At 58.1% G+C, this 26,354-nt stretch carries 28 protein-coding genes, 1 tRNA gene and 4 pseudogenes; 17 read left to right on the top strand and 16 right to left on the bottom strand.

Annotated features, from left to right (window positions below):
• Positions 1-290 precede the first annotated feature (290 nt).
• The 3 genes from ACQY8Q_RS21520 to ACQY8Q_RS21510 all read left to right on the top strand — a co-directional run bounded on the left by ACQY8Q_RS21520 (position 291) and on the right by ACQY8Q_RS21510 (position 2,997).
• The gene (locus tag ACQY8Q_RS21520) at positions 291-533 is read left to right on the top strand and encodes a hypothetical protein (RefSeq protein WP_428428397.1); all 243 of its coding nucleotides are present in this window, start codon (positions 291-293) and stop codon (positions 531-533) included.
• Positions 534-1,273: 740 nt separating this feature from the next.
• Positions 1,274-1,516 (top strand): hypothetical protein, encoded by a 243-nt coding sequence (locus ACQY8Q_RS21515; RefSeq protein ID WP_428428396.1) that lies wholly within the window; start codon positions 1,274-1,276, stop codon positions 1,514-1,516.
• 122 nt (positions 1,517-1,638) lie between these two features.
• A complete protein-coding gene (locus tag ACQY8Q_RS21510; protein ID WP_428428395.1) occupies positions 1,639-2,997 on the top strand; it encodes a calcium-binding protein in 1,359 nt (452 codons plus the stop codon).
• A gap of 74 nt (positions 2,998-3,071) precedes the next feature.
• Here the strand turns inward: ACQY8Q_RS21510 and ACQY8Q_RS21505 are convergent.
• The 6 genes and pseudogenes from ACQY8Q_RS21505 to ACQY8Q_RS21480 all read right to left on the bottom strand — a co-directional run bounded on the left by ACQY8Q_RS21505 (position 3,072) and on the right by ACQY8Q_RS21480 (position 6,120).
• Positions 3,072-3,477: pseudogene (locus ACQY8Q_RS21505) on the bottom strand (DUF1515 domain-containing protein).
• A gap of 135 nt (positions 3,478-3,612) precedes the next feature.
• Positions 3,613-3,879 carry a hypothetical protein gene (locus ACQY8Q_RS21500; protein ID WP_428428393.1) on the bottom strand — a complete coding sequence of 89 codons (267 nt, stop codon included), beginning with the start codon at positions 3,877-3,879 and terminating at the stop codon, positions 3,613-3,615.
• A 205-nt stretch (positions 3,880-4,084) separates the two neighbouring features.
• Positions 4,085-4,282, bottom strand: coding sequence for a peptidoglycan-binding domain-containing protein (locus ACQY8Q_RS21495; RefSeq protein WP_428429841.1), 198 nt, complete (start codon positions 4,280-4,282; stop codon positions 4,085-4,087).
• 103 nt (positions 4,283-4,385) lie between these two features.
• The gene (locus ACQY8Q_RS21490) at positions 4,386-4,688 is read right to left on the bottom strand and encodes a hypothetical protein (protein WP_428428392.1); all 303 of its coding nucleotides are present in this window, start codon (positions 4,686-4,688) and stop codon (positions 4,386-4,388) included.
• Positions 4,640-4,843 carry a hypothetical protein gene (locus ACQY8Q_RS21485; RefSeq protein WP_428428391.1) on the bottom strand — a complete coding sequence of 68 codons (204 nt, stop codon included), beginning with the start codon at positions 4,841-4,843 and terminating at the stop codon, positions 4,640-4,642. Before ACQY8Q_RS21485 ends, ACQY8Q_RS21490 begins: the two co-directional genes overlap by 49 nt.
• Before the next feature lie 520 nt (positions 4,844-5,363).
• Positions 5,364-6,120, bottom strand: a pseudogene (locus ACQY8Q_RS21480) (IS5 family transposase).
• Positions 6,121-6,246: 126 nt separating this feature from the next.
• Here ACQY8Q_RS21480 and ACQY8Q_RS21475 point away from each other — a divergent pair.
• Positions 6,247-6,969: pseudogene (locus tag ACQY8Q_RS21475) on the top strand (IS5 family transposase).
• A 1,006-nt stretch (positions 6,970-7,975) separates the two neighbouring features.
• Here ACQY8Q_RS21475 and ACQY8Q_RS21470 read toward each other — a convergent pair.
• Both ACQY8Q_RS21470 and ACQY8Q_RS21465 read right to left on the bottom strand, forming a co-directional pair.
• Positions 7,976-9,078 (bottom strand): IS3 family transposase gene (locus tag ACQY8Q_RS21470; RefSeq protein ID WP_428428390.1). Its coding sequence is split into 2 segments (ribosomal slippage): positions 7,976-8,817 and positions 8,817-9,078, totalling 1,104 coding nucleotides; the frame shifts between segments, so codons are not numbered across the junction.
• Between the two features lie 81 nt (positions 9,079-9,159).
• Positions 9,160-9,450, bottom strand: a pseudogene (locus ACQY8Q_RS21465) (transposase); the annotation flags it as partial.
• Positions 9,451-9,773: 323 nt separating this feature from the next.
• On the opposite strand from ACQY8Q_RS21465, the gene ACQY8Q_RS21460 reads away from it, so the two are divergent.
• Complete coding sequence (locus tag ACQY8Q_RS21460) at positions 9,774-10,415, top strand: tyrosine-type recombinase/integrase (protein ID WP_428428389.1); 642 nt, start codon at positions 9,774-9,776, stop codon at positions 10,413-10,415.
• Between the two features lie 66 nt (positions 10,416-10,481).
• On the opposite strand, the gene ACQY8Q_RS21455 is transcribed toward ACQY8Q_RS21460, so the two are convergent.
• Positions 10,482-10,566: transfer RNA gene (locus ACQY8Q_RS21455), tRNA-Leu, on the bottom strand.
• A gap of 195 nt (positions 10,567-10,761) precedes the next feature.
• Between ACQY8Q_RS21455 and lipB the strand changes: the two genes are divergently transcribed.
• Positions 10,762-11,520 (top strand): lipoyl(octanoyl) transferase LipB, encoded by a 759-nt coding sequence (lipB, locus tag ACQY8Q_RS21450; RefSeq protein WP_428428388.1) that lies wholly within the window; start codon positions 10,762-10,764, stop codon positions 11,518-11,520.
• Here the strand turns inward: lipB and ACQY8Q_RS21445 are convergent.
• The 3 genes from ACQY8Q_RS21445 to ACQY8Q_RS21435 all read right to left on the bottom strand — a co-directional run bounded on the left by ACQY8Q_RS21445 (position 11,493) and on the right by ACQY8Q_RS21435 (position 14,441).
• Positions 11,493-12,746 carry a hypothetical protein gene (locus ACQY8Q_RS21445; RefSeq protein WP_428428387.1) on the bottom strand — a complete coding sequence of 418 codons (1,254 nt, stop codon included), beginning with the start codon at positions 12,744-12,746 and terminating at the stop codon, positions 11,493-11,495. The two genes, lipB and ACQY8Q_RS21445, sit on opposite strands and share 28 nt — an antisense overlap.
• Positions 12,747-12,846: 100 nt before the next feature.
• Positions 12,847-13,449, bottom strand: a complete 603-nt coding sequence (locus ACQY8Q_RS21440; RefSeq protein ID WP_428428386.1) for a hypothetical protein — start codon at positions 13,447-13,449, stop codon at positions 12,847-12,849.
• Between the two features lie 95 nt (positions 13,450-13,544).
• A complete protein-coding gene (locus ACQY8Q_RS21435) occupies positions 13,545-14,441 on the bottom strand; it encodes a DMT family transporter (protein ID WP_428429840.1) in 897 nt (298 codons plus the stop codon).
• 236 nt (positions 14,442-14,677) lie between these two features.
• Between ACQY8Q_RS21435 and ACQY8Q_RS21430 the strand changes: the two genes are divergently transcribed.
• The 6 genes from ACQY8Q_RS21430 (at position 14,678) to fghA (ending at position 19,013) form a co-directional block, all read left to right on the top strand.
• Positions 14,678-15,073 carry a helix-turn-helix domain-containing protein gene (locus tag ACQY8Q_RS21430; RefSeq protein WP_113243454.1) on the top strand — a complete coding sequence of 132 codons (396 nt, stop codon included), beginning with the start codon at positions 14,678-14,680 and terminating at the stop codon, positions 15,071-15,073.
• Between the two features lie 91 nt (positions 15,074-15,164).
• Positions 15,165-16,292, top strand: coding sequence for an S-(hydroxymethyl)glutathione dehydrogenase/class III alcohol dehydrogenase (locus tag ACQY8Q_RS21425; protein WP_428428385.1), 1,128 nt, complete (start codon positions 15,165-15,167; stop codon positions 16,290-16,292).
• Between the two features lie 202 nt (positions 16,293-16,494).
• The gene (locus ACQY8Q_RS21420) at positions 16,495-16,980 is read left to right on the top strand and encodes a hypothetical protein (protein ID WP_428428384.1); all 486 of its coding nucleotides are present in this window, start codon (positions 16,495-16,497) and stop codon (positions 16,978-16,980) included.
• A 25-nt stretch (positions 16,981-17,005) separates the two neighbouring features.
• Positions 17,006-17,476, top strand: coding sequence for a YaiI/YqxD family protein (locus ACQY8Q_RS21415; protein WP_428428382.1), 471 nt, complete (start codon positions 17,006-17,008; stop codon positions 17,474-17,476).
• Between the two features lie 22 nt (positions 17,477-17,498).
• The gene (locus tag ACQY8Q_RS21410) at positions 17,499-18,152 is read left to right on the top strand and encodes a DUF1345 domain-containing protein (RefSeq protein WP_428428381.1); all 654 of its coding nucleotides are present in this window, start codon (positions 17,499-17,501) and stop codon (positions 18,150-18,152) included.
• A gap of 27 nt (positions 18,153-18,179) precedes the next feature.
• Complete coding sequence (gene fghA, locus ACQY8Q_RS21405) at positions 18,180-19,013, top strand: S-formylglutathione hydrolase (protein ID WP_428428380.1); 834 nt, start codon at positions 18,180-18,182, stop codon at positions 19,011-19,013.
• A 58-nt stretch (positions 19,014-19,071) separates the two neighbouring features.
• Here the strand turns inward: fghA and ACQY8Q_RS21400 are convergent, their stop codons facing one another.
• Positions 19,072-19,383 carry a DUF1883 domain-containing protein gene (locus ACQY8Q_RS21400; RefSeq protein WP_428428378.1) on the bottom strand — a complete coding sequence of 104 codons (312 nt, stop codon included), beginning with the start codon at positions 19,381-19,383 and terminating at the stop codon, positions 19,072-19,074.
• A gap of 164 nt (positions 19,384-19,547) precedes the next feature.
• Here ACQY8Q_RS21400 and crcB point away from each other — a divergent pair, with 164 nt between their 5' ends.
• The 4 genes from crcB to ACQY8Q_RS21380 all read left to right on the top strand — a co-directional run bounded on the left by crcB (position 19,548) and on the right by ACQY8Q_RS21380 (position 22,486).
• Positions 19,548-19,925, top strand: a complete 378-nt coding sequence (crcB, locus tag ACQY8Q_RS21395) for a fluoride efflux transporter CrcB (protein WP_428428377.1) — start codon at positions 19,548-19,550, stop codon at positions 19,923-19,925.
• A gap of 125 nt (positions 19,926-20,050) precedes the next feature.
• Positions 20,051-21,043 (top strand): RluA family pseudouridine synthase, encoded by a 993-nt coding sequence (locus tag ACQY8Q_RS21390; RefSeq protein ID WP_428428376.1) that lies wholly within the window; start codon positions 20,051-20,053, stop codon positions 21,041-21,043.
• Complete coding sequence (locus ACQY8Q_RS21385; RefSeq protein WP_428428375.1) at positions 21,043-21,708, top strand: HAD-IA family hydrolase; 666 nt, start codon at positions 21,043-21,045, stop codon at positions 21,706-21,708. The genes ACQY8Q_RS21390 and ACQY8Q_RS21385 overlap by 1 nt, the downstream gene beginning before the upstream one ends.
• Positions 21,701-22,486, top strand: a complete 786-nt coding sequence (locus ACQY8Q_RS21380; protein WP_428428374.1) for an ATP12 family chaperone protein — start codon at positions 21,701-21,703, stop codon at positions 22,484-22,486. The genes ACQY8Q_RS21385 and ACQY8Q_RS21380 overlap by 8 nt, the downstream gene beginning before the upstream one ends.
• 83 nt (positions 22,487-22,569) lie before the next feature.
• On the opposite strand, the gene sugE is transcribed toward ACQY8Q_RS21380, so the two are convergent.
• Entirely contained in the window at positions 22,570-22,884 is a 315-nt protein-coding gene (gene sugE, locus ACQY8Q_RS21375) for a quaternary ammonium compound efflux SMR transporter SugE (RefSeq protein WP_428428373.1), read from the bottom strand.
• A gap of 254 nt (positions 22,885-23,138) precedes the next feature.
• Between sugE and ACQY8Q_RS21370 the strand changes: the two genes are divergently transcribed.
• Positions 23,139-23,516 (top strand): VOC family protein, encoded by a 378-nt coding sequence (locus ACQY8Q_RS21370; RefSeq protein ID WP_428428372.1) that lies wholly within the window; start codon positions 23,139-23,141, stop codon positions 23,514-23,516.
• A gap of 23 nt (positions 23,517-23,539) precedes the next feature.
• Here the strand turns inward: ACQY8Q_RS21370 and ACQY8Q_RS21365 are convergent, their stop codons facing one another.
• Both ACQY8Q_RS21365 and ACQY8Q_RS21360 read right to left on the bottom strand, forming a co-directional pair.
• Positions 23,540-24,886: a replication-associated recombination protein A gene (locus tag ACQY8Q_RS21365; protein ID WP_428428370.1), complete on the bottom strand. Its 1,347-nt coding sequence runs from the start codon at positions 24,884-24,886 to the stop codon at positions 23,540-23,542.
• A 40-nt stretch (positions 24,887-24,926) separates the two neighbouring features.
• Positions 24,927-26,219 (bottom strand): DegQ family serine endoprotease, encoded by a 1,293-nt coding sequence (locus tag ACQY8Q_RS21360; protein ID WP_428429839.1) that lies wholly within the window; start codon positions 26,217-26,219, stop codon positions 24,927-24,929.
• Positions 26,220-26,354: the final 135 nt, after the last annotated feature.

Raw genomic sequence — 26,354 nt, 5'->3', positions numbered from 1 at the left:
CCTTGTTTTCTGGGCCTTCAGTGGTCCAACGATGCTTTTATCGGGGCTTTAAAAAACAATAGGTTACAAATCGGTGGCCCAACGCCGACACTGGTTTTGTTCTCCTCTCAAACGTTTTTCATCCACACATTTCGTCGCCTGTGGATAACCGCCTCTGCGGAGGCTCGCGCCATTCACCCTGTATTCTCGTTGCCTTGAGTTCCAACTGGTTTCTGCGACACTCGGCACAACAAATGGCAAGCCTGCCAAACAACATTGCATGACTTGAGGCCACCAGGTATTGAGACGGCGTGAACATGCTGGAAGAGCAGGATATGGAGAGCGTTCGTGATGCTGTCCGCTTCGCATTGGAAAGCACCTTCAATAATCAGGCGGTCCCATTTACCGCCGTCCGAGTAAGAGAGGCAATCATCGACCTGCCCGAAATCGATCAGGCGCTGGCGACTAATGAAGGACTTCTTGACGGTGTGATCCTAGCACTGAACGAGGCTAAGACCGCAGATACAATTTTCGTGGCCGTGTCCTTACCATAGCAAGCGAGATAATTGGGCGGGCACGCTGGATACTGAGAAGCGTAGATGACTGATGCCCTTTAGCTGGGACAGGTCAGCAATCGAAATGGCCGCCGACATCGCAAGCGCGAAAGGCGTTACGGTTAGGCTAGAGATCGATGGCTCAATCACCATTTCGCCACCGTCAAAGCGAGCGGAAGCTGCGCCGGATAGTGGTGGAACCAGCCAAAACGAGCGCCTTCCTCAATTCCGGTAAGTCAACGTAGGCGTTGGAAATAAGCGTGAGAGCCGCCGCTACAGACTCATGGATATCCAACGATTCGTGCAGGACCGAACCCTAATCTCACCGATAAGGCGGTCAACTCGAGCTTTCCTTGAGATAACTGATCGTGATCTATTGAAGGCTGCAACGATCGTGGCGCGGGATCGAAAGCGCCGAGAATGGCAATCGGCAGACGCTGCCATATCCGCGAAGCGTGCTCAGGAGCGCGAGACCCGCGAAGTTCAGCAGAGGAAATGGGATAAGGAGGCGGACGCTATTCGATACCGTCTCTTCCTTGAGGGCATTTATCCGCAATCACCATCGCCGCAACGTGCTGCCATTGGCTCGATTAATGAGTCCTGAGCCTAGATCACCGCGATTGAAGAGGTGATGAAAAACCTGCGCCTTGCGCATGCCGAAGATCCTGATCCGGCTGAAGGCCCGCCAAACCTAGCGCAGGCGACCCGGATCCATCGAATGATTGGCCCGGGGCAAGCTCATGACGATCTATGCTTGGACGATCAAAGTACCTGGCCGTAAGGATGTTCAGCACGTCACGGACTTGGCCGAGCTATGCGCTTATTTGCGAGTGATGGATCTCCCCGGCGTAGCGCCGCCGGAATTTATCACGCTGGACGCGGAAGTGTCCGACCACGGCACCTATACCCATGATGAAGGCGGTATTGACGAATGGTCGCTGACGAGGACTAAGGTGGATGGTAGAGCTGAGATTATCGATTGACGTAGCTGCTGACCCAACCAATACAGGCAAAATAATTCCTGAGCATCTCCTTATCCATAACATTAGACAATTGATATTTTCGACAATACTATATTCCCATTACCTAATGGGAGAATAGAAAAATGGCATTGCAAATATTTGGATTTAGCAGCACAGGCACGGGCGTCCGTGCAGATTTAACCACTGCAGACAGCATCTTTGTCGCCGCCGGCGTTACGGTAGGATCGACGGACAATGTTGCGATTAACGGGACCGGTAGTTCTCACACCGCCAACATTCAGGGTTCAGTTGTCGGCGGGGCACGCGCTATAGTGCTTGGCGATGACGCTGCTCTCGACTCTAACCAACGTCTGATTGTCGGCGAAAACGGATACATCGGATCGTTCGACTCCGGCCTCGTCGGCGTCAGACTGTATGGGTACAACAGCCTAGTTGAGAACCATGGCACGATCTACGGCGCGCGAGGTGCATTGGCAATAAACGGCACAAACGCCAGCACTCAATCAAGAGTAGTCAACTCCGGTGTGCTGGACGGCGTTGTATTTGGCCTCACGCATGAAGGCGGCGGAGAGACCCTAATCGTGCAAAATAGTGGCACGATAAAATCAGAAACGAATGCCTTTTACGACTTCAGCGATACCATTGATCAGATCACCAACACTGGCAAAATCATCGGAACAGTTACCCTTGCCGGCGGGAATGACATTTTTGACACTCAGCTTGGCACGCTTTCCGGCACGGTTTACGCTGGCGTAGGCACCGACAAGCTGTTCGGCAGTGTACTTGGCGATACATTCTATGGCGAAGACGATGCCGATACGATTTACGGCTATGCCGGCAACGACAAATTACTAGGAGGCAATGGCAACGATAATCTAGTGGGTGGCGAAGGCGCCGACGCTATGGCAGGCGGCGAAGGATTAGATCGCGTGTTATATCTGGATGCGACTGCGGGCGTTACCGTCAGCCTGGTTGCGCCGTCCCTTAACACGGGCGAGGCAAAGGGTGACACCTACAGTTCAATCGAGTATCTGACTGGTTCCAATTTTAACGACTCGCTCTCCGGTAACGCATTGGCGAACGCTATCGGCGGGGGTGCAGGCAATGACCTGATCAAGGGGTATGCCGGCTTGGATACTCTCGCGGGTGGAGCGGGCAACGACACATTTGTCTTCGATACCGCGCTGAACGCCACCACTAACGTCGATACGATCACCGACTACAATGTCGCCGCCGACACCATCCAGCTTGAAAACGCCATATTCACCACGCTGACAGCCGCGGGCATTCTTTCCGCGACCGCTTTCGTGGCAAACGCGGCGGGCGTGGCGGGCGATGCATCAGACCGGATCGTCTACGAAACCGATACCGGAAAACTGTTTTACGATCAGGATGGAAACGGCGCAGCCTTTGCCGGCATTCAGTTCGCCAAACTGGCTCCAGGACTCGCTCTGACGAACGCAGACTTCTTCATCATCTGAGGTGATGTCCATGCGGCTGTAGCCATACTCCTAAACCCTCCTGCAGAAATGCCGGAGGGTTTTTTCGTTTCGGCTTACGGGATTTTCAGCCAGTGCCGAATACCCGAGACGGCCGTCTCGCTCATATAGGCAACTATACCGCCTATCGTCAGGCCAGCGAGAGCAATCAACCCGCTGATGCCGACGCCGAGCGTTTTCATGCGCTTCCATTCCTCGATCGCGGGGGAAACGACGCCCTGATTCTTCTCCACCGTCTCTTTCAGGGCTTGGATTTCTCCCCTCACCTGAGCATCTATCTTCCCGCTGACGGCTATCGTCGTTTCCATGTGGGCGATCTGTAGAGCCTGATTGTCGAGCCGTTAGTGGATGACGGCTCTGCTTTCGTGGGCCATTCCTTTTTCATCTTGAAAATCGACGCGGAGGCGATCGCCCCTCCTGCAATTTACTAAGCGCGAGCATGATGTCATCGTTTGAGGCCATATCTATTTCCGGCAACCCGGCTGCGCGGCGCAGGTTCGGTTATGGCCGGCCACCTGACGGCCGAATGGCTGATCATTGGCAACGATGAAGGCTCTGGTCTCGGATGATGGGGTCAGAAGCTCGAAGCCGCTGCCATCACTCACAGAGGCTGTTCTCTGGCACCCAGCGACCACCCAACTCACGGCACAAAGCACCAGTATCAAGAACACGTATTTCAGCATTGGTTTTGCCCCGCTGTCCGATGTTTCTCATGGCCTGTTTAAGGATGGCGGATCGTTCGATCTCCCTGCCCTCGTTCACCGCCGCAGGACGCCACACAGCGATATTGATGAGGTGGAACAGCAACAGACCGAAGATGAGCCCGACGATGCCGCCGGCCGCGAGTGAGGCGCGGGAGATCATGCTTCGACCTCACCGCGGATTTCCTTCACAGCCGCCACGATCTGGCGTCGCAAAAGGACGATCAACAGCAGAGCAACCAGCGAAACGCCACCGAACGCAAGCACCGTCTGCCAGTTCGACCCGAGAAGCCGTCAGTGCAGTACCGACCGTGCCGCCGATACCGACAAGCCAGCCGGTGCGGTCGGCCTTGGTCTTAACCTGTCTGTCAACGGAGACCGGGACCACAGGCTTCTCCTCGACCACGGGCGCCACCTGCACCGAGGTGCTTTGCCATTTCGCCGGGGATAAGGGCTACCAGCTCGCCATCAAGCGCAGCGCGCGTCTTGGGGCCTACGTCGCCATCCACGTCTAGCCGATGATCAGCCTGGAACTGCCGCACGTTGTCGGGCTTGTAGCCAAGCATGACGAGGGCCACTCGGCCATAGCGGTCCATGCGATCGGCCAAACCGTTCTTGCCGCCGTTGATCTTTCGGGTAATGGTCTCGATGTCACCCTGATCGGCCCACTTATTGAGATCGCGGGTTACTCAGGACCAGAGGGGAGACAAGCCCTTCCCATGGATCGGTATTGACCAGATCTGGTTTGCTGACGAAATCAGGTGGATTAAAGCCACTTTCCCTGCACCAGTCGCGGAACTGTCGGTAGTAGCTCTTGCCCGTCAGCTGCATGGCGGTGCAGCCCCTGTAGAGATAGCCATCGCCATCAGCCGTCGGCGTGTTGCCCAGATCGACGCGGTTGTCATAGCGCTTCTGCGCTGCAGTCAGCCCCCATACCTCGCCGTCATATTTGAAGTCGCCGCCTTCGTGCATGACCTGGGGAAGAACTGCGCCAGGATATGCGGCTTGTTCATCCCGAGATCGACACCAAACCTGTCCAGCGCGACCAACACGGAATTCATGTTGCCCTCATACACCTTACCTTTCGCGGCCGTGCGGAGTTGATGGGCCGAGATTATCTCGTTCATGATGATGTCCTCTAAAAGTAGTGGTTGACGTTCTGTCGCGCTACATCAAGTTTGCCCGGGCTTGAGGAGGCAGGAATGATTTACGACTGGGATGGCCGGAGGAGCCGGCTTGCAAAAGCCGCGCGTATCACGGCAGGGGCCGCATTGACGTTGTTCGCGCTTGGGCTGCCGCTGTTGATTTTTGCCTGACCAGCCTGACCTGTGGCGCCGCCGGATAAGCGATCGTTTTCATCATTATTTCGTTGTCTTGAGAACAAAAGATCAGCCTAGCAGTTTGTACAGAGCTGGCTTTAGGACCCACTCTCCCGAAACGCCAGTTAGAGGCTTGGCATCGCCAGTCGGGGCGACCAGGCCTCGCCTTTTTCAGATTGAGGAACTACCCGCCAGGTGATATCGCGCTGTGCCTTCACGCAGTGATACGGGAAGGCAATGAACCCGGTCGCTCTCGGTCAGGCGGCGATCGGGTTTTAATTTTTCCAGTATTCGGGACTGTGGAACTTTTGACTAGGCTCAGGACTCATTAATCGAGCCAATAGCAGCACGTTGCGGCGATGGTGATTGCGGATAGGAAAGTATGAGCGCATCGGTCGTATCTGGTCGCGATGCGCCTCCAATCCTTGATCCTGCCAAACATGTTCTCGATACGATATCGTTGCCTGTAAAGGATTTTGTCGTAGTCGGCCGGGTTGCTGCGCTTTTTGCGTGGTGGAATGCAGGGCGAAATGCCTTTGTCTTTCAATCCGTTGCGGAACCAGTCGGCATCGTAGCCACGATCTGCCAGCAATTCCCTGGCCTTGGGCAGGCGATCGAGCAGGTGCCAGGCCCCTGATAGTCGCTGGTCTGGCCGGCCGTGAGGAAAAACAGCAAGGGTCGGCCCAGCCCATCGGTGACGGCGTGCAGCTTGGAATTCAGGCCGCCTTTTGTTCGTCCGATAAAGCGGGAAAGAGCCCCTTTTTTAGCAGGCTGGCTGCGGTGCGATGGGCTTTGAGATGGGTGGCATCGATCATCAGCCTGTCGGGTTGGCCCGCCTTGCCGGCAAGGGCCTCGAAAATCCGGTTGAAGACGCCCAACTCGCTCCATCGAATGAAGCGATTACAGAGCGTCTTGTGAGGACCATATTCTTTCGGTGCATCTTTCCACTGAAGTCCATGTTTCAGCACGTAAATGATGCCGCTGACAACCCGGCGATCGTCAACGCGTGGGATGCCATGAGCCAGCGGGAAATAGGGCCTGATCCGGCTGAACTGAGATGGCGTCAGCAAAAACAAATCACTCATGGCAAAATCCTCCTGCCATGAGTGAATCAAAACAATCCCAAATTGGGAAGGCCCTTAATCAATAGGGCCTGAGCCTAGGCCGCGCACTCATAAACCGGTTTTTCCAATCGGTTTGATTTTGATTCACTGAAGCCTTCCTTGTTGCCGAATAAGCCGCGCGGGGCGCCCCGGGTTGATGACCGGCGGGTGATCAACGGCATCTTGTGGCGGTTCCGGACAGACTCGCCCTTGGGCAGACGTTCCGGATCGATATGGTCCGTATACAACTTGCTACAACCGGTTCGTGCGATGGCGCAAAGCAGGCGTCTGGGATCATGTTCTGGGCGAGATTTCCAAGGCTTTCGATGGCGATATCGTCATGATCGGCAGCTCCTGTGTCCGTGTTCATCAACATGCGGCGACGGGAAAAAGGGGGATCAAGACGATGGCTGCATGGGACGTTCCCGTGGCGGCTTGACCACCAAAACCCACGCCGTTGTCGATGCCGATGGTCGACCGATGCGTCTCGCACTCACAGCCGGCCAAGCCCATGATGGCCGCATGGCGGAACCATTGTTACAGACAATCTCCAAGGGCGCGATCCTGCTGGCGGACAAGGCCTACGATACCAACGCTATACGAGCATTTGCAAAGCAACGGCAGGCATGGGCCAATATCCCGGCCAAAAGCAATCGGAAGGGAAGCTTCCCTTTCAGCCGATGGGTTTACCGGCAGCGCAATCTCGTTGAACGTTTCTTCAGCAAACTCAAACAGTTCAGAGGCATCGCCACCCGTTACGACAAAGACCCGATGAACTTTCTCGCCGCCGTCAAATTGGCAGCAGCTAGAATTTGGATCAGATCGTTATGAGTCTACGGCCTAGAGCTCCCCCGCTCGGTCAGGCCTCACCCTTTTTCTCGCTCGATGGTTGACTGACTGCCTGCAGGCACTATTTGCGGATCGTCGCTTACAAGCAGCGACGCGGTAGGCGCGCGAGTGTGTCGCCTACGAGGGCCGGGTGTCCGGTTCAGAATGATGGGGGACACAATGACTTATGATTGGGATGGTCGTGGTAACCGGCTCGCGCGGGCTGCACGATTGGCAACGGGTTTAGCTTTGACACTGTTGTTAGTTGGGTTTGCCGCTGTTGGCCTTTGAATAACCCGTCAGGCTCATACGTTCCCACTGAGTAACCAAGCGCAACAACGCGCCTTTCATGTCCTCAAAGCTCGTAACTCGATTTCAGCTGGGACTTTTAATCAGGAAGTTATTTTATGTGGATTGCACTCACTACCACTGGGAAAGCCAGCACACTCGTAGATTTTTCAAAGGTACTGCACGTTAATGAACACGCCAGCGGAACGCAGATCCATTTTTCCCCGACACTTCCCAGCCGGGATGGCGTCATAACCTCGAAACTTCTCTATGTTGAAGAGTCGCTCGCCTCGATTGCAAAGGCTCTCAAGGCAAGGACGCCTTAAGGCTAGCTCAGCCCAATACAACAAGGATACCATTCTGGCATTAGAGCCGCCTCACTCGGCTCTAATGTAATCCTCCAGCTGCTCGCGAGCCTCACGCGCCGCGTATGGAAAAAAGCGTTGTCTAGCTTCCGCGTCGCGAAGCAGAGTTACTCGCAGGTCTCGTTTTCCGCATCACTCTTCTGGGCGCAGCCGCTGCAATCGACACAGTTTGAGCAGGAGTTGCACTGATGACAGCGAGTTGACCCCGTTGTACAGGCGCAATCTTCGCACTCAACGCATGCCGTGCATACATTGCAACGGACACAGTTTATGCAAACATCGCAGTCGATACAGCTTTCCAAAGTGCACTGAGCCCAAGCCTTGGAGCGCCGGAGATTAGAGTTTCCGGGCTTTCATCACGATGACGGGCTGGTGGCGCCACCGGGATTATGTATGGCAATCGGGACGTTATATCCGATTGCGGAGTGAGGACGATCCTCATTGTAGTATCGGCGCCAAGTCTCCAACTTTTCGCGCGAATCCGCAAGGGTCAGGAACCAATGCGCGTTCAAGCACTCGACCCGCAGCTTGCTGTTGAAGGCCTCAATGAAGCCATTGTCGGTCGGTTTGCCTGGCCGCGAGAAGTCCAGAGTGACCTTGTTGGCGTAGGCCCAAAGGTCCAGATCGCGGGAGATAAACTCGCTGCCGTTATCGACCCTGATCGTCCTGGGATAGCCGGCCTTCTTGCAAACGCGTTCCAGCGTCTGGACCACATCCTCGCCCCGGTAGGTAAACCTCGCGTCGGTGGCCGGGCAATAGCGGGAATGGGTATCGACGATGGTCAAAATGCGCAGTTTCCTACCTGTTGCTAATTGGTCGTGGACGAAGTCCATAGCCCAGACATCGTTCGGCCCAACGGCCACTTGGCGGTCATCCCTGAGCTTTGCCTTCACCCGACGTTTGGGATGCTTATTGCGCAACTGAAGGCCTAACTCGCTGTAAATCCTACGTGTCTTCTTCATGTTGATCTTCCATCCGTCACGACGCAAGTGGACATGCACGCGCCGATATCCATAACGCACGCGCGTCTCGCAAATCTCTTTGATCCGTCTTTCGAGAGCGGCCTGTCCGGTTCTTCGGGATTTGTAATGGTAGGTCGAGGTGTCGAACTTGAGGACCTCGCAGGCCCGTCGGATCGATATGCCCCAATCCACCAGCATCCCGTCGATCAGCTTGCGCTTGCGGGCAGGCCTCAGAGCTTTCGGCGGATGACGTCCTGGAGCATCTCCCGGTCCAGCGTCAGGTCCGCGACGATCTTCTTCAGACGGCCATTTTCATCTTCCAATGCCTTCAGCCGTCGCATCTCGTCGGGCAGCAGGCCTGCATATTTCTTGCGCCAGTTGAAGTAAGTCGCCTGGCTGATTCCGGCCTTCCGGCAAATCTCAGCCACCGGCACGCCATCGTCGCCTTGTTTCAAAATAAACGCTTTCTGGGCGTCCGAAAAGTTCGATGCCTTCATCGCTTCCGCTCCTGTTCCCAGCCGGGAATCTAGCGCGGAAAACTCCAATCAAAAACGGTCCAGTTTTTGGGGATCAGAGCAACAGGAACTGTCGATCATGACGATATCGCCATCGAAAGCCTTGGAAATCTCGTCCAGAATATAATCCCAGACGCCTGCTTTGCGCCATCGCACGAACCGGTTGTAGGAGGTGGTATACGGACCATATCGATCCGGAACGTCTGCCCAGGGCGAGCCTGTCCGGAACCGCCACAAGATGCCGTTGATCACCCGCCGGTCATCAACCCGGGGCGCCCCGCGCGGCTTATTCGGCAACAAGGGTTGAATAACAGTCCACTCGAAATCGGTGAGATCAAACCGGAGACGGGTCATCAGAAGCCTCCATATCAAGGCTTCAGTGAATCAAAATCGAACCGATTTGAAAACCGGTTTATGAGTGCGCGGCCTAGCTTCCGCGTCGCGAAGCAGAGTTACTCGCAGGTCTCGTTTTCCGCATCAGTCTTCTGGGCGCAGCCGCTGCAATCGACACAGTTTGAGCAGGAGTTGCACTGATGACAGCGATTTGACCCCGTTGTGCAGGCGCAATCTTCGCACTCAACGCATACCGTGCAGGCATTGCAACGGACACAGTTTATGCAAACATCGCAGTCGATGCAGCTCTCCAAAGCCTCCCGGGCCGTCACTTCGCTGCCGAAATGACTGATCGAAGCCTTGTTGCCGTGCTCGTCGATATCCCTGTGAACACGGCCAAGGGCATCAAGCAGGTCTACACCAAGGGAGATGGAGCAACGCCTTGGAAAGCTGCCGATGTGAAGGCCTTCCTTGCCACCCACAAGTACGGCAGCAAGCCATATGTCGCGATGCACGTGCTGCTCTGGACCGGATGCCGTATCGAGGATCTGACCACGCTGGGCCGCAAGGCTGAATGTGTGATCAATGGCATCGAGGCCTTGCTTTGGGTGCCGAACAAGAAGGGATCGTCGGAAGTCTGCATTCCCCTCTTCGAGACGCTGAAGAAGGCAACGAGATCAACGAAGGTTCAGGGCGCAACCTACGTCTTGGGGCGTGGCGGCAATCCCTATGCCAGCGGGGATTCCATGTCGTCGATGTTCAAGATATGGTGCCGGGAAGCCAATCTTGACAATCTGTCGGCACACGGCGTCCGCAAGGGGCTTGCTGAGATCCTGGCAGAGCTGGGCTGCAGCCAATACGAGATCATGGCGATTCTTGGCCATTCGGAGGCCAAGACAAGTGAAGTCTACACGCGCCGGGTGGAGCGTTGGAAACTTGTGCAGGTAGCAATAGGAAAGGTTGCTGAGGCTGGGGCTTTAGGTTGATTGGTCCAACGCCTCTGAGATGTTGGACCATTCCGCCTTGTATACGTTCAACAATTTCTTGTTGAATGGTGCGGTCGAGAAGACTCGAACTTCCACGGGTTGCCCCACAGCGACCTCAACGCTGCGCGTCTACCAATTCCGCCACGACCGCATCGTGGTAGATGCCGAACTGCTCCGGCGGGGCTGCATGTAGCAAAAGCATTTGGGGTGCACAAGGGCAGGATGACAGAAAGTTGACGGCAACATCAACTATTTCAACAGGCTGGTTCGTGCACCCCTGAGAATGCTGGACTCTTGCCCCTCGGCGTACCATTTAGAAAAACAAATCAACGGGATTGCTTTGGCCATGCGACGCGAAAATCTAGAGAAAACGTTCTTCGCAGCCGATGGCTGTCCGCCGGTGCGGTGGAGAATCGCGCCCTCACTGGTCGAATATGCAGACGCGATCGAAACGATGGAGCGTGAGGCCACAGCAATTGCCGCCGGCGAAGCCGACGAACTTGTCTGGCTCGTCGAACATCCGCCGCTCTATACCGCCGGAACCAGTGCGAACACTGCCGATCTCGTCATGCCGGGCCGCTTTCCGGTGTTCCAGACCGGCCGCGGCGGCGAATATACCTATCATGGGCCTGGACAGCGCGTCGTTTACGTCATGCTCGATCTCAAGCGGCGCAAGCAGGATGTTCGCGCCTTTGTCGCAGCCTTGGAGAGCCTGGTGATCGAAACGCTTTCCAGTATGAATGTCAGGGGCGAACGGCGCGAAGACCGCGTCGGCGTCTGGGTCCGGCGCCCCGAGCGGCCGTCCCTCCCCGACGGCTCAATGGCGGAGGACAAGATTGCCGCGATCGGCATTCGCCTGCGCCGATGGGTGAGCTTTCACGGCATGTCGCTCAACGTCGATCCGGAACTGGAACATTTCGACGGCATCGTGCCCTGCGGCATTCGTGGTTATGGCGTCACCAGCCTGGTCGATCTCGGCCTGCCGGTGATGATGAGCGATGTCGATATCAAGCTTCGTCAGGCCTTCGAGGATATTTTCGGCCCGGCCGTCAATGACGCCGACGGTCTGCAATCCGGTCAGGAAAACAACCGGTCCGTCGCATAGACGATGGCATAGCCGTGCAGGGCGACGGCCGAGTAAAGTCCGAGGCCACTGAGGATCCGCTGGCCGCCCGTCATCTCATCGAGGCGATGGCGCGGCTTGACGCCGCTGCTGCCCATCATGCTCAACAGGGCAAACACGGCGAGCCCGGCCAGCAAGGCCGGTGTTGATACGCCGATGCGCCAGCCCACGCCGGCAATGATCAGAGTGATGAGGAAGCTTCCCGCCAACCGGCCAAGGGGTGAACGAAAAACCTGGCGCAAAACCTGGCCGCCATCGAAGCGGTTCATCGGCAACAGATTGAGCAGGTTGAACGCACCGAGAATCAGCAGGAAAATCAGAACCGCCGTTCCTGAATCGAACGCGTCCTTGCCGTCCGCTTTGTGCAGAAAGATGGCGACCGGAATGAGGAAAGCCGACATGCCCGCGCCCATCAAGGCGCAGGTGGCGACCTCGAAGACGGAATTGTAGGGCCTGCCACCGATGGCCACCCCACCCAGCAACGGCACGAAGATCATCCGAACCGTCTTGTGACCAAAGGCGCGGTAAGCGGCCATGTGGCCCAGTTCGTGCAGCACGATGACAAGCGTCAACAGTGACGACAGCAGCAAGCCAGTGCGGGTGAGACCAAAGAATGGCCACAGGAGCAGCGTCGATAAGACTGCCAACCCACATTGGACAAGCGGATGTTCGAAGGCGACCCGTGCGGGTTTGCTTTGCCCTGTCTCAAGCCATTGCTGCAACGCCTTGATCTCGCGCCGCAGAGCAAAGAAGCGAAAGATCAGAAACGCCAGGCCACGATAGCGGTCCGTCTGCTCGATCGTCAGGTGAACCCTGTCACCGTCTTCGACGAGCCGCCTGCGTTCGCCAAAATCCTTCCAGAACGCAGCGTCGAGTGCACTGTCCTCCAGGACCCGGGCGTCATATTCGGCCCCGGCCTGCGTTTCGGTAATCTCTAGCGATCTCTTGATGGGCTCGCCGTGCCGGTCGAGATGCGTATAGGTCTGCTGCACCCGGTTGGGCGCGTCCGGCACAATTCGGCTGGTCAGAACGGAATGATGCCAGTCGGCGGAAATCCCAAGCGGAAAGATCGCGCTCCAGACTTTGGCGCGGCTCGTGAGGAACGAGCCCTGCACACGCAGCGTGCGCAATCCGAGCGGCACCGCCAGCAGAAGCCACAAAAGCCCGACATTGATGACAAGAAGCGCGATCGCCGGTGCATGCGTCACTATATGCGCTCTCCAATTGATCGTCAGCCGAACGCTAGCTGTAGGGCGTGAACAAATCGTGCGGGAGGCCGGCATCTGCCGGCTTCCCGCGTTTCCAGCGCTATGCTGCTTCGGTACGCTCGTTCGACAGGCCGGTGAGGATACCGATCTGCTCCAGCATCCGGCGTTCGCGTGACGTCAACTGACTGCCGCGCGAGCGGGCGATGGCGCTCATCACCCGGGCGATCAGCAGGATATCGGCCTTCTCCAGCCCATTTTTGCGGCTACCGCGCGACACGGCCCACGCACCGGCATCCCCGGTCGTCGCCATGCGGATCTGTTCCAGCGCAAAGATCGACAGGCTATCGGGAATATGGGTGGAGATGTCGATGATGTGAAACAACAGATCGAGTTCGATCCGCGAATTCACCACGCCGCGCGTCGAGATCATCGCAATCAGCCAATCGGCATTCCATTCGTCCATGGCGCCCTGCGGATAGCTGGTGCGGACAATGAATTCGGTCATGGCGTCGATGAAATAGTGATGCCATTCCGGGCATTTTTCGCTGCACGAGCCGTTGATCGCCAAAAGGATTACCGCGTCTTGCGATGCGGTAATCCCTGGGACGAAAACATGTTCACGCAGAATGGCGATATCATCGACCGTCAAGCGCGTCTTTCCGGCGATGACACATGCCGGATAAGAAAGACGAAGTTCACCCATCGTTTCTCTCCCGTTTCGTCATGAAACTGGACTAAACGTAGACTGAGCCCGTTTCCAATCCGGAAAGAATGAGCGTTAGCAGAGGCTTGATGGATTCAGTCAATTTTTACCATTAAGCCTGCCCGCCGCTCCCGCCAGATCATGAACAGACCGGAGCCGACAATGATGACGATACCCAACCATTTCGACCATGTTGGGAATTCGCCGAAAATCAGGAAGCCGAGCGCCGTGCCGGTGATGATTTCCAGATAATGGAATGGCGCCAAAAGCGACACGGGGGCGGCTTGGAATGCCTTGACCACGAGAAGATGGCCATAGCCGGAAATGGTGCCGAGCGCGATGACCAGAACCCAGCCCAGCGTGGAGTGCGGCAGTGACGGTATGAAATCCACCGACCCTGCGCTGTAGCCGATCGCGATGACGACGATCATGAACAGCGAGCCGCCGATACCGGCAATGGTCTGCATCGTCAAAGGCGTATCGGCATTGCCGACAACCCGGTTCAGCAGCAGATAGCAGGCAAACAGGAAGGCGCAGAACATTGGCATCAACGACTTCAGTCCGAAGATTTCGAAACTCGGCTGGATGACGATCATGGCTCCGCCGAAACCGATGAAAATGGCAAGCCAGCGCCGCCAGCCGACTTTTTCCCGCAGGATCAGAGCCGACAGGCAGGTGAGGATAAACGGCTCGACGAAATAGATGGCAAAGACATCGGCCAGCGGCATGTATTTGACCGAGACGAAAAACAGCAAAGCGGCACCGGCCAGGAGCACGCCGCGCAAAAGATTGAACCACAGGCGCTTTGGTTTCAGCGCCCGCAGGCCACCGGTCGACAGAAGCATCGGCAGGATCGAGACCAGCTGGAAGAAGAACCGGTAGAACGTCACCTGCGCCGGCGACATACCCTGATAGACCGCCATATATTTGGCGATCGCATCCATGCAGGGCAGGATGATCATCGCTACCAGCATGATCGCAAGTCCTTGCATGACGGTATGAGCGGGCGTGGCGGCAGTCGGCATGGATGTGCTCACGGGAGAAATCCGATTTTAGGCGCCGTCAGGAAAGGACGCGCACAGAAGACGCTTTTGGCGGCATTTTTGACGTGGAAGGGTGTCCAATTTCGCAGCAGGTTCTATAAATTGCAACAATGAAGTCTTCGACCGCAAGCGCGGCCGCCCCGGAACTCGACCCACCCAAGCCCATAAGGCATAAGGAGAGACCGATGCGTCTATCGACCGAAACCGCCTTGGCAATGTTGCGCAGGCCAAGCGACAACGACACACTGGGAGGCCGCATCTGGCGGGCGCGCGACGCGATGAACCTCTCGGTCAAGGACCTTGCCAACCAACTCGGCGTCCGCGGCGATACAATTTCCGCCTGGGAACGCGACCGCTCCGAGCCCCGCACCAACCGGCTGTTCATGCTTGCGGGCGTGCTGGGGGTCACACCGGCCTGGTTGATCGCCGGTATCGGCGAAGCACCGAAGGACGATCTTTCCAACACAGTGTCCGGCCAGTTGCGCGATCAGCTGGCGCAAGTGAAAAAACTGCACGAGCAGACGGGAAAGGCGATCTCCGCCCTTGAGATGGAGATCAACCGCGTCCTACAGGACATGTAAGATTTACGACCGATTCTCAGCCGATTCCGGCTTGAGCGCCACCGGCCACTCTGCGATTGTGGCGCGAATTCATTTCAGGGAGACGATACTCATGGACGTACGCGCCGCTGTTGCCGTGCAGGCAGGCAAGCCACTCGAAATCATGACCGTTCAGCTTGACGGCCCGCGCGCCGGCGAAGTGCTGGTCGAGGTCAAGGCGACCGGCATCTGCCACACCGACGAGTTCACGCTCTCGGGTGCCGATCCGGAAGGCCTGTTTCCGGCCATTCTCGGCCATGAGGGCGCCGGCATCGTCGTTGACGTCGGCCCGGGCGTCACCTCGCTGAAGAAGGGCGACCACGTCATCCCGCTCTACACGCCGGAATGCCGCGAATGTTATTCCTGCCTGTCGCGCAAGACCAACCTGTGCACCTCGATCCGGTCGACGCAGGGACAGGGCCTGATGCCGGATGGCACGAGCCGCTTTTCCATCGGCAAGGACAAGATCTTTCACTATATGGGCTGCTCGACCTTCGCCAATTTCACGGTTCTGCCGGAGATCGCGCTCGCCAAGGTCAACCCGGACGCACCGTTCGACAAGATCTGCTATATCGGTTGCGGCGTCACCACCGGCATCGGCGCCGTCATCAACACGGCCAAAGTCGAAGTCGGCTCGACGGCGATCGTCTTCGGTCTCGGCGGTATTGGTCTCAACGTCTTGCAGGGCCTGCGCCTTGCCGGTGCCGACATGATCATCGGCGTCGATATCAACAATGACCGCAAGGCCTGGGGCGAAAAGTTCGGCATGACGCATTTCGTCAATCCGAAGGAAGTCGGCGACGATATCGTTCCCTATCTGGTCAACCTGACCAAGCGCAACGGCGACACGATCGGCGGCGCCGATTACACATTCGACTGCACCGGCAACACCAAGGTGATGCGCCAGGCACTCGAATCGTCGCATCGCGGCTGGGGCAAGTCGGTCATCATTGGCGTTGCCGGTGCTGGCCAGGAAATCTCCACCCGTCCGTTCCAGCTGGTCACCGGCCGCAACTGGATGGGCACCGCCTTTGGTGGTGCGCGCGGCCGCACCGATGTGCCGAAGATTGTCGAGTGGTACATGGAAGGCAAGATCCAGATCGATCCGATGATCACCCACACGATGCCACTCGAAGACATCAACAAGGGCTTTGATCTGATGCACCGCGGCGAAAGCATCCGCAGCGTGGTAATCTACTAACCGGAAACCGAGGCTTCGAGGCAGGTTTCCGGATTATTCCGATAACAGCAGTGGGCGCCGCGTCTTTTGAAGGCGCGGCGCTTGGCTGTCCAAGGATTGTCTCATCGCTTGATATGGTTCTGGATTTCGAACAGCCGGATCGCTATGCGTTCGAAAGACATAGACCCAAACATGGTCCGGAGACGAAAAGCGTGAGGGCGGAATGAACAGGCGCAGTTTTGGCATTGCCGGTCTATTGCTGGCCGTAGCCCTTTCCACCCCCGCCTTGGCAGATCCAGTTGGAACCTATGAGGTCACCGGCATCAATCCAGACGATGGTGGCGAGTATCACGGAACCGTCACCGTCAACCGCACCGGCGAAATCTATTCGGTGACCTGGACGATTGCCGGCACGGAATCAAACGGCGTCGGCATTGGTGGCAAGCGTGGCGACGCGGCAACGACGGGCGTGGCGTCAGCGGATGACGATATGATCAGCATCGGCTACGGTAATGGGAGCGGTTTTGGAATTTCGCAATATAATCTGCAGCCGGATGGCTCCTGGAAGGGACATTGGGCCTATGCCGGGGGCGAGAAGGTTTCAACTGAAACGTGGATCCGCAGCGGTGGCGCCCGGTCGCTGGAGCGGCCAAAAACCCCGACCGGCGAGGCGATGAAGCCGATGAGCAGCCCTGCTGCCCGGCCATGATAACAGTGAAGCGGTACGAGCAGTGATGTCAGAGCCAACAGAGCCAGCAAGCACGATCTATGTCGATGCCGACGCCTGCCCGGTCAAGCCGGAAATCCTCAAGGTCGCGGAACGCCACGGCCTGCCGGTCGTGCTGGTCGCCAATTCCGGCCTCAGACCGTCGCGTGACCCGATGGTGCGCAATGTCATCGTCTCGTCCGGCTTCGACGCCGCCGATGACTGGATTGCCGAGCGTGCCCATGACGGTGACATCGTGATTACCGCCGACGTGCCGCTGGCAGGCCGATGCGTTGCCGCTGGTGCGCAGGTGACCGGACCGACGGGGCGCGTCTTCGACAAGGCCAATATCGGCATGGCGACCGCCATGCGGGATCTCGGTGCGCATTTGCGCGAGACCGGTGAGAGCAAGGGCTATAACGCCGCCTTCTCGCCGCGCGACCGGTCGGCCTTTCTCGAAACGCTCGACCGGCTTTGCCGCCGCGTCAAACAACGCTAGAACGGCGGGATCGGGAGCGCTCATGAGCATGTCGGACAGGAAGATCACCCATCGCCGTCATACCCCGTTCTACGCGGGCGGCATCTGCGCTGCGATCACATTGGCCATCTGTCTGTTCGCCAAGCCGACATTGGCGGTCAATCTGGCCGCTGTGGTCTTCTTCCTTGTCTATCTGCTGATGATCGCATGGCGCCTTCCGCGACTGACCGGCGCGTACCTGAAACATCATGCCGCCCGCACCGACGAACCGGCATTCATCATCTTTGCCGTGACGCTGGCGACAGCGGCGATTTCGCTTGTCTCGCTGTTCATGGCGCTGAACACCGGCGGTAAGGAGACGGTGCTCGAACTGGTGCTGGCATTTTCCTCCGTCACCCTTGGCTGGCTGACGGTCCATACGATGGCGGCGATGCACTACGCGCATAGCTATTGGAGCCTGCAGGCGGCGGGAAGCGACGGCGACAATCGCGGCCTCGAGTTTCCAGGCACCAAGGACCCGGGTGGCTTTGACTTCCTCTATTTCTCCTTCGTCATCGGCATGACGGCGCAAACCTCGGATATCGTCATCACCTCAACCGCCATGCGCAAGATCAATCTTGTGCATGCGGTCGTTTCGTTCTTCTTCAACACGGTGCTGGTGGCGGCTGCGGTCAACGCGGCGGTGTCGCTGGCCTAGTGCATTTTCAGCTTCAAGGAGCACAGCTTGAAAGTCCTTTCACAGAATACTGCCTTTGGCGGCATGCAGGGCGTGTGTGCGCACGATTCCCAGGCCTGCGGGGTCGAGATGACCTTTGCGGTCTATATCCCGCCACAGGCGATCACAGCGCCCTGCCCGGTTGTCTGGTATCTTTCCGGCCTCACCTGCTCGCATGCCAATGTGATGGAAAAAGGCGAATATCGCCGGATGGCCGCCGAACTCGGCTTGATCATCGTCTGCCCGGACACCAGCCCGCGTGGCGCCGAGGTACCGGACGAGCTGACCAACTGGCAGATGGGCAAGGGTGCAGGCTTCTATCTCGACGCGACAGAGACGCCCTGGGCCGAGAACTACCAGATGTACACCTACATCACGCAGGAACTGCCGGCGTTCATCGCCCAGCATTTTCGCGTCGACATGGCCCGCCAGGGAATTTTCGGCCATTCCATGGGTGGCCACGGCGCCATGACCATCGCGCTAAAGAATCCGGACCGGTTCAAGAGCTGCTCAGCCTTCGCGCCGATCGTCGAGCCATCGACGGCAGACTGGTCGATCGGTGCGTTCGAAAAATATCTCGGCGAGGACAAGGCAAGCTGGCGGAAGTACGACGCCTGTGCGCTGGTGGAAGACGGCGCGCGCTTCCCGGAATTCCTGATCGATCAGGGCAAGGCCGACAACTTCCTCGAAACGGGCTTGCGGCCTTGGCTGTTCGAGGATGCCATCAAGGGCACCGGCATCGGCCTGACGCTGCGCCTGCACGAGCGCTACGATCACTCCTACTATTTCATCTCGTCGTTCATGGACGAGCACCTGAAATGGCACGCTGACCGGCTGGCATAAGCTCTCATCTTATGAATTGAGGAACCGCGCCGTCCTGCACAGCGCTGTTCTTTCATTTTCAGGATGCGGACTGAAAACGCGGCGCCGTTGCGGCTTCAACAATGCGGATGCTTGATTCGCACTGGCCATGATGACCTTCCATATCGACGACCACATGCCAGTGACCGGATTGCGGAATGGTCAGGCGGATCGGTGACTTGCGCGCCACGCCGCCGACGAACTGATGCTTCAGCGTTTCGGTGTAGAGCTGGAAATTGTTAGCCGTCATCAGCCGCACGTTGGCGACGGCCGACAGGGTGATCTCGATGGTCACGCCGGCGCGCTGCTGCTTGAGGTCGTAATGGGTGAAATTGAATTTCAGTTTTGTCATTGCACGTCCGCTTGAAACCGCCTGGCCAGTGACGGGCATATTAGAATTTGCGTGTTAAAAATTGGTTTTCCGCTGGTCCGCCAGATGACAGTCACCAGACTTTGGGTGCACCAAAATGGACGGCTATCTTTTCCGCTCCGCCGGTTTCGGCTATGGCATTTGGGATGACACATATCCTTCTCGTTGCCGCCGGTGGCGCTGTCGGTTCCGTGCTCCGCTATCTCGTCGGGCTCTGGACCTTGCGCAGCTTCGGCCCCTCATTTCCATGGGGAACGCTGACCGTCAACATCACCGGATCCTTCCTGATCGGTGTCTTTGCCGAGGTGATCGCGCGTAAATTCGGCGCGTCGGCGGAGATGCGGGTGTTTCTGATCACCGGCATTCTGGGCGGCTACACCACCTTTTCCGCCTTCTCGCTCGACGCGATCACCCTGCTCGAGCGCGGCGAACTGGTCACGGCATTGATTTATGTGGCTTCCAGCGTGCTTCTTTCGGCACTCGCCGTGTTTGCCGGGCTGGCCCTTATGCGCGCAATAGTCTAAAGGGACCTCTCAGAGCGCCGTGCGTCCAATTGGACCGGCCTGCTCTGTCATATCAGTTTGCGCACGGATTTCCGGTCGGCACCATTGTCGGGGCGCTATGGCAATTGGATGCAGGTAGAAATAAAATGGCGGGCATTGAACACAAACAAGTCGAATCCGACGAAGCGGGCATGCGCCTCGATCGCTGGTTCAAGATACACTATCCGGGCCTCGGCTTCGGTCCGCTGCAGAAGCTGCTGCGCTCCGGCCAGGTCCGCGTCGACGGCGGCCGTGTCAAATCGGATATGCGCGTCCAGCCCGGTCAGGTCGTGCGCATTCCGCCGATGGAAGTCGATCCGAAGACCAGGACAGGCCCGATCGCTGGCCGCGATCTGCGCCACGCATCCGACCATGAACTTTTGTCCCGCATGCTGTTGCATGAAGACGCCAAGGTGATCGTTCTCAACAAGCCGCCAGGCATCGCGGTTCAGGGCGGCTCCGGCATCAACCGCCATATCGACGACATGCTCGAAGCCTGGACCAGTCCAAAGGGCGAAAAGCCGCGCCTCGTCCACCGCCTCGACCGCGATACGTCCGGCGTTCTGGTCATTGCCCGCACCCGTGGTGCTGCCCAGAAGCTGACGGCAGCCTTCCGCGAACGCGATACCAAAAAAACCTACTGGGCGATGGTCAAGGGCGTACCGCGCAAGAAGGAAGACAAGATCTCGACCTGGCTGGTCAAGGAACAGACACCGGACGGCGACCGCATGCGCATCGCCAAGCATGGCGAGGATGGTGCTGACCACGCGGTTTCCTACTACCGCATCATCGAGACGGCCGGCCAGAACCTGACCTGGCTGGAAATGGAACCCTATACCGGCCGGACCCACCAGCTGCGTGTCCACGCTGCCCATATCGGCCACCCGATCATCGGTGACCCGAAATATTTTGGTGCGGAATTCAATTGGGCCTTCCCCGGCGGCGTTCAGAACAAGTTGCACCTACATGCCCGGCGCATCGACGTTCCGCATCCGGACGGTGGACGCCTGATTGTCACCGCACCGATGCCGCAACATATGGTCCAGAGCTGGAACCTGATCGGCTTCGATATGGCCAGCGCTGAGGAAGCTGACGACTGATGAAACTCGCTCTTTTCGATTGTGACGGTACCCTGGTCGACAGCGCCGGGCTGATCCACGAAGTTATGGCACGGACGTTCGAGGATTTTGGCCTCCAACGGGTCTCGCTGGAGGCCACGAAGAGTATCATCGGCCTGACGCTCGATATCGCCATTGCCCGGCTGATGCACCAGCCGCACGTGGACGATCGCGCCCAGGCGATGACGGCGCATTACAAGAAAATCTACGGTGGTGTCCGCACCGAAATGAACTTTCGCGAACCGCTGTTCGATGGCATCGCGCCGCTGATCGCTACCCTGATGTCCCGCGACGAACTGCTTTTGGGTGCCGTAACGGGAAAATCCCGGCGCGGACTTGATCAGATCTGCGCAAGCCACGGCTATGAAAAGACTTTCTTCGTTTCGCGGACGGCCGACGACTGCCCGTCCAAGCCGCATCCGGCCATGGTGACGGAGTGCTGCTCCGAGGCTGGCATCGACGCCAAGGACACGGTCGTTATCGGCGATGCGATCTATGACATGCAGATGGCCAAGAGTGCTGGCGCTTCCGCCATCGGCGTTGCCTGGGGATATGCGTCGGTTCCCGAGCTCATCGAGGCCGGTGCGGATTACATCGCCCGCACCCCGCATGATATTCTGGACTGGATGGAGACACATCATGCCTGATATTCGCGACGATCTGCATCAGGCGCTGAGCGACCCGGATCCCGTACGCCGCGCGCAGATACAGATGCACAAGCCACTGCCGAAGCGTTTCTACAAGGCCGTCAGCATCGGCCCGGCGGAAGACGGCAGCCACGCTATCCTTCTCGACGGCCGCGCGGTCCGCACACCGGCGAAACAATACCTGACCGTTCCGACGCAGGCCGCAGCCAATCTTCTGGCAGCCGAATGGGATGCGCAGAAGGAAGAGATCAACCCGGCGACCATGCCGGTCACCCGGCTTGCCAATACGGCGATCGACGGCGTCTCCAAGGATATCCGCGCCGTTTTCGACGACATCCTGAATTTTGCCGGAACAGATCTTCTCTGCTACCGAGCAAGCGATGCCGAAGGTCTGGCCGTTCGCCAGTCCGAGCATTGGGATCCGGTGATCAACTGGGCTGCGGAAAAGCTCGGCGCCCGCTTCATCCTCGTCGAAGGCATTGTCCATCAGGTCCAGCCACGTGATGCCATCAACGGCGTTGCCGAAGCGCTCCGTGCCTATGCCACGCCGCTCGGCCTTGCCTGCCTGCACACGATCACCACGCTCACCGGTTCCGCCCTGCTCGCCATCGCCTTTGCCGAAAAGCGGCTGTCGGCGGAAGAGACCTGGGCGCTTGCCCATCTCGACGAGGACTGGCAGATCGAGCATTGGGGTACCGACGACGAAGCCTTCCAGCGCCGCGAAAACCGCTGGCGGGAAATGCAGGCGGCAACGGCGACACTCGACGCCCTGCGCTAATTTTTTAAGACTCAAGCGACCGATACAAAAACACCCCGTGCATCGCCCTGCACTGGGTGTTTTCAATTCAGTACCGATGATTTTCAGGCCGTCAGCTTCAGCCCGGCAATGCCGGCAATGATCAGCGCGATGCAGCCAATGCGAACAGCCGTTGCCGGCTCTGCAAACAGCACGATGCCCAAGATCACCGTTCCGACCGTGCCGATACCGGTCCAGACGGCATAGGCCGTGCCGAGCGGCAAAGTGCGCACGGCAATACCCAACAGAACGACACTCGCCACCATCGAGGCGCCGGTCAGAACTGTCGGCATAAGCCTGGTAAAACCTTCGGTATATTTCAGGCCGATCGCCCAACCGATCTCAAGAATTCCCGCGAGGAAAAGGATCATCCAGGCCATCACTGTCTCCGTCTCAAGGAGCGAGGCCGTCCTCGCGGATGTTCGGTGTGCGGGCTAAATGCCAACCCCGTGCAGCCGTCTGCATATGCACTCTATGCCATCCCGGTCCGGCTGTGACAAGAGCTCGCTATCTGAACCAATCCCTCGCAGCATTGCCGTCCGGCGGCTAAAGACTTCCGGGCCCAATGCGGTTCCCCCCTTGTGCGGATGATTTCGAACGGGGAAGATGTGCGTGAAACAAGGAGTGTTCCGCAATGTTTGACCATGTGTCGATTGGCGTAAAAGACCTCGATCGTTCGCTTCGTTTCTACGATGCCATCCTGACGCCGCTGGGTTACGAGCGGTTGTCAAAAACGGACACGGTGATCGGTTATGGTTCTGAGCGGATCAGCCTGTGGATCGCCAAGGTCGAAAGCCCCGTGCCCGCCGACCGGAATTCCGGCCTGCATTTCTGCTTCGTCGCACCCGATGCGGCCGCAGTCGATGCCTTCCACACAGCCGGGATGTCCAACGGTGGCGAAGACAATGGGCTGCCGGGGCTGCGGCCGGAATACAGCCAGTTTTATTATGCGGGGTTTATCATTGATCCCGACGGCTATCGCCTCGAGGCGTTTTTCAAGATTCCCGAATAGGGCCGGTCAGAGAGCCATCCCGCCTATTCCTTAGCCGAGCGCTCCCGCTTCAGGCGATGCCAGAACTCCAGACGCTTCAGTGTCTCGCGCTCGAAGCCGCGTTCCTGTGGCTTGTAGAACCGCGTATCCTTGCTGCGCAACTCTTCAGGAAAGAACTCCTGACCGGAATAGGCATCCGGATAATCGTGGTCGTATTTGTACCCCTCGTGATAACCGAGATCCTTCATCAGCTTGGTCGGGGCGTTGAGAATACTCTTCGGCGGTGGAATCGAGCCGGTCTGGCGGGCCATCTCAAGTGCTGCGTCAAAGGACCGGTAACTGGCATTGGATTTCGGCGCGGTCGCCACATAGACAATCGCCTGCGCGATAAACAGCCTGCCTTCGGGCCAGCCGATCCGCTCGAACGCGGTCCAGGCGGCAATCACCTGCGGCATCGCGTTGGGATCGGCCATGCCGACATCCTCGCTGGCAGCGCAGGCGAGCCGCCGGAAAAGCGTCGTCGGGTCCTCCCCTGCATCGACCATCCGTGCGCCCCAATAAAGCGCCGCATCGACATCGCTGCCCCGCAGGCTTTTGTGAAAGCAGCTGAGCAGATTGTAGTGACCGTCCTGCGCCTTGTCGTAGATTGGCAAACGCTTCTGCAGGGCTTTCGACAGGCGTCCGATATCGAGATCACCCTCTTCGCCAAGTGACAGGACATCGTCAGCCAAGCCCACCAGATAGCGCCCGTCCCCATCGGCCATGTTGATCAATGCGGTCCGCGCATCGTCCGTCAGCGGCAAGCGTTTTCCAACAAAACCCTCCACCCGCGCCAAGAGCAGTTCGGACGAGGCAGCATCGAACGGATTGAGCGTAAAAACCTTCAGCCGCGACAGCAACGCCGCCACCAGGCTGAAGCTCGGGTTTTCCGTTGTGGCGCCAATCAGGATGACGGTACCGTTTTCGACATGCGGCAGAAGAGCGTCCTGCGTGCTGCGGTTGAAGCGGTGCAGCTCATCTACGAAAAGAATAGTTTGGCGGCCGATGGTTCGGTTATTCTTTGCCGTATCGAACACCTTGCGCAGATCGGCGATGCCGGACATCACGGCGGAAAGCTGGACGAACTCCATCTTTGCCGAGGTCGCGACAAGGCGCGCGATCGTGGTCTTTCCGACGCCCGGGGGGCCCCAGAGGATGAACGATCCGACAGTGCCACCCGACAGCATGCGGGAAATCGGGCCGTTCTCACCCAGCAGGTGATCCTGGCCGATTACCTCTTCCAGCGTTTCCGGACGAAGAGCGTCGGCAAGAGGCCGGTGGGTAGCTTCATCGAACAGCGTCACATGCAACTCCCCATCCGGAACGGCCGGTCCCATGACCGGCCGGAGCAAGATGCTTATAGTCCCAGTTTACCCTGAAATCGGCAGACCATCACCGGAAGAACTGACGGATGCGCTGACCGTCACGTTCGATCTCGACGCGCCACAGCGATGGATCATCCTTGGCGATGGTCTCAAGCGTGGTGGACTTGTCGACAGGCATGCCATTGACGGCGATGATGATATCCTTCGGCTTGAAACCGACACGGGCCGCAGGCGATCCGCGATTGATCTGCGTGATCACCACCCCTTGCGAGGACGCCGGCATCCGCAATTCGTCGGCGAGACGCGGCGACAGATTGCCCACCACAGCGCCCGAGAAGGGATTGCGCCCCTCGATCAGCCGCTCATCGCGCGGCGATGTTTCCGGCGCTTCGGCCAGTGCAAGCTCAATATCGCGGGTCTTGCCGTTTTCACTGATCGTGACCTTGGCGACATGACCGATGCCGACGGTGGTCAGGCGATAGCCCAACGCATCAGGATGCTCGACCGGAATGCCATTGACGGCAACGATCACCTGCCCCGGCTTGATGCCGGCCTTCTCCGCCGGCCCACCCTCGATGACGGAACTGACCAGCGCGCCACGCGCCCGGTCGAGCCCGAGCGCATCGGCGACTTCCGACGTGACCGGTTCGAAGCTTGCGCCAATAAACGGCCGGGTAAAGCTGCCATTGCCACCTTCGGCGGAAGCGACGAAGACCTTGACGAGATTGGCAGGAATGGCAAAGCCGACGCCGTTTGAGCCGCCCCCACGTGAAAAGATCGCCGTATTGATACCGATCAACTGGCCATTCATGTCGATGAGGCCACCACCGGAATTGCCGGGGTTGATCGCCGCATCGGTCTGGATGAAGAAGCCGAAATCGCCGGAAATCACCTGGTTGCGGGCCAACGCCGATACGATGCCGCTGGTGACCGTCTGGCCGACGCCGAAGGGATTGCCGATCGCCAGAACGAGATCGCCGACTTCGACGGCATCCGAATCGCCGAGCGGCACGGTATCGAACGGACCGTCCGATTTGATCTTCAGCACGGCAAGGTCCAGCCGCTCATCCTTGAGCATCACACTGGTCTCGAACTCACGGCCGTCGGCGAGCGCGATCTTGATCTCATCAGCATCGGTGATGACATGATAGTTGGTGACGACGATGCCATTCTTGCCAACGATGACGCCTGACCCGAGCGAGGACTGCTTTTCGGAGCGGTTGGGCATGCGCTGGCCGAAGAACTGCTCGAAAAACGGATCGTCGGCGAACGGCGAGCGGTTCTGAACGGTCTTTTCTGCATAGACATTGACGACGGCATTAGCCGTCTGCTTGACCAGCGGCGCAAAGGAAAGCTGCATTTCCGTCTTGCTCTGCGGCAGAACCTTTGGCGTCTCCGCCTGCGCGACCACAGCGCTCGTTTGGATGTTTTCCACGCCATCGGCAGGCTGTGTGCCGGCATATCCGAAATGCGCGACGCCAGCGAAAAGCGCCAG

This window comes from Pararhizobium sp., assembly GCF_965279435.1.
Taxonomy (GTDB): Bacteria; Pseudomonadota; Alphaproteobacteria; order Rhizobiales; family Rhizobiaceae; genus Pararhizobium.
Note: the sequence above shows the minus strand (reverse complement) of the source record. Positions and strands in the feature narration are given on the sequence as shown.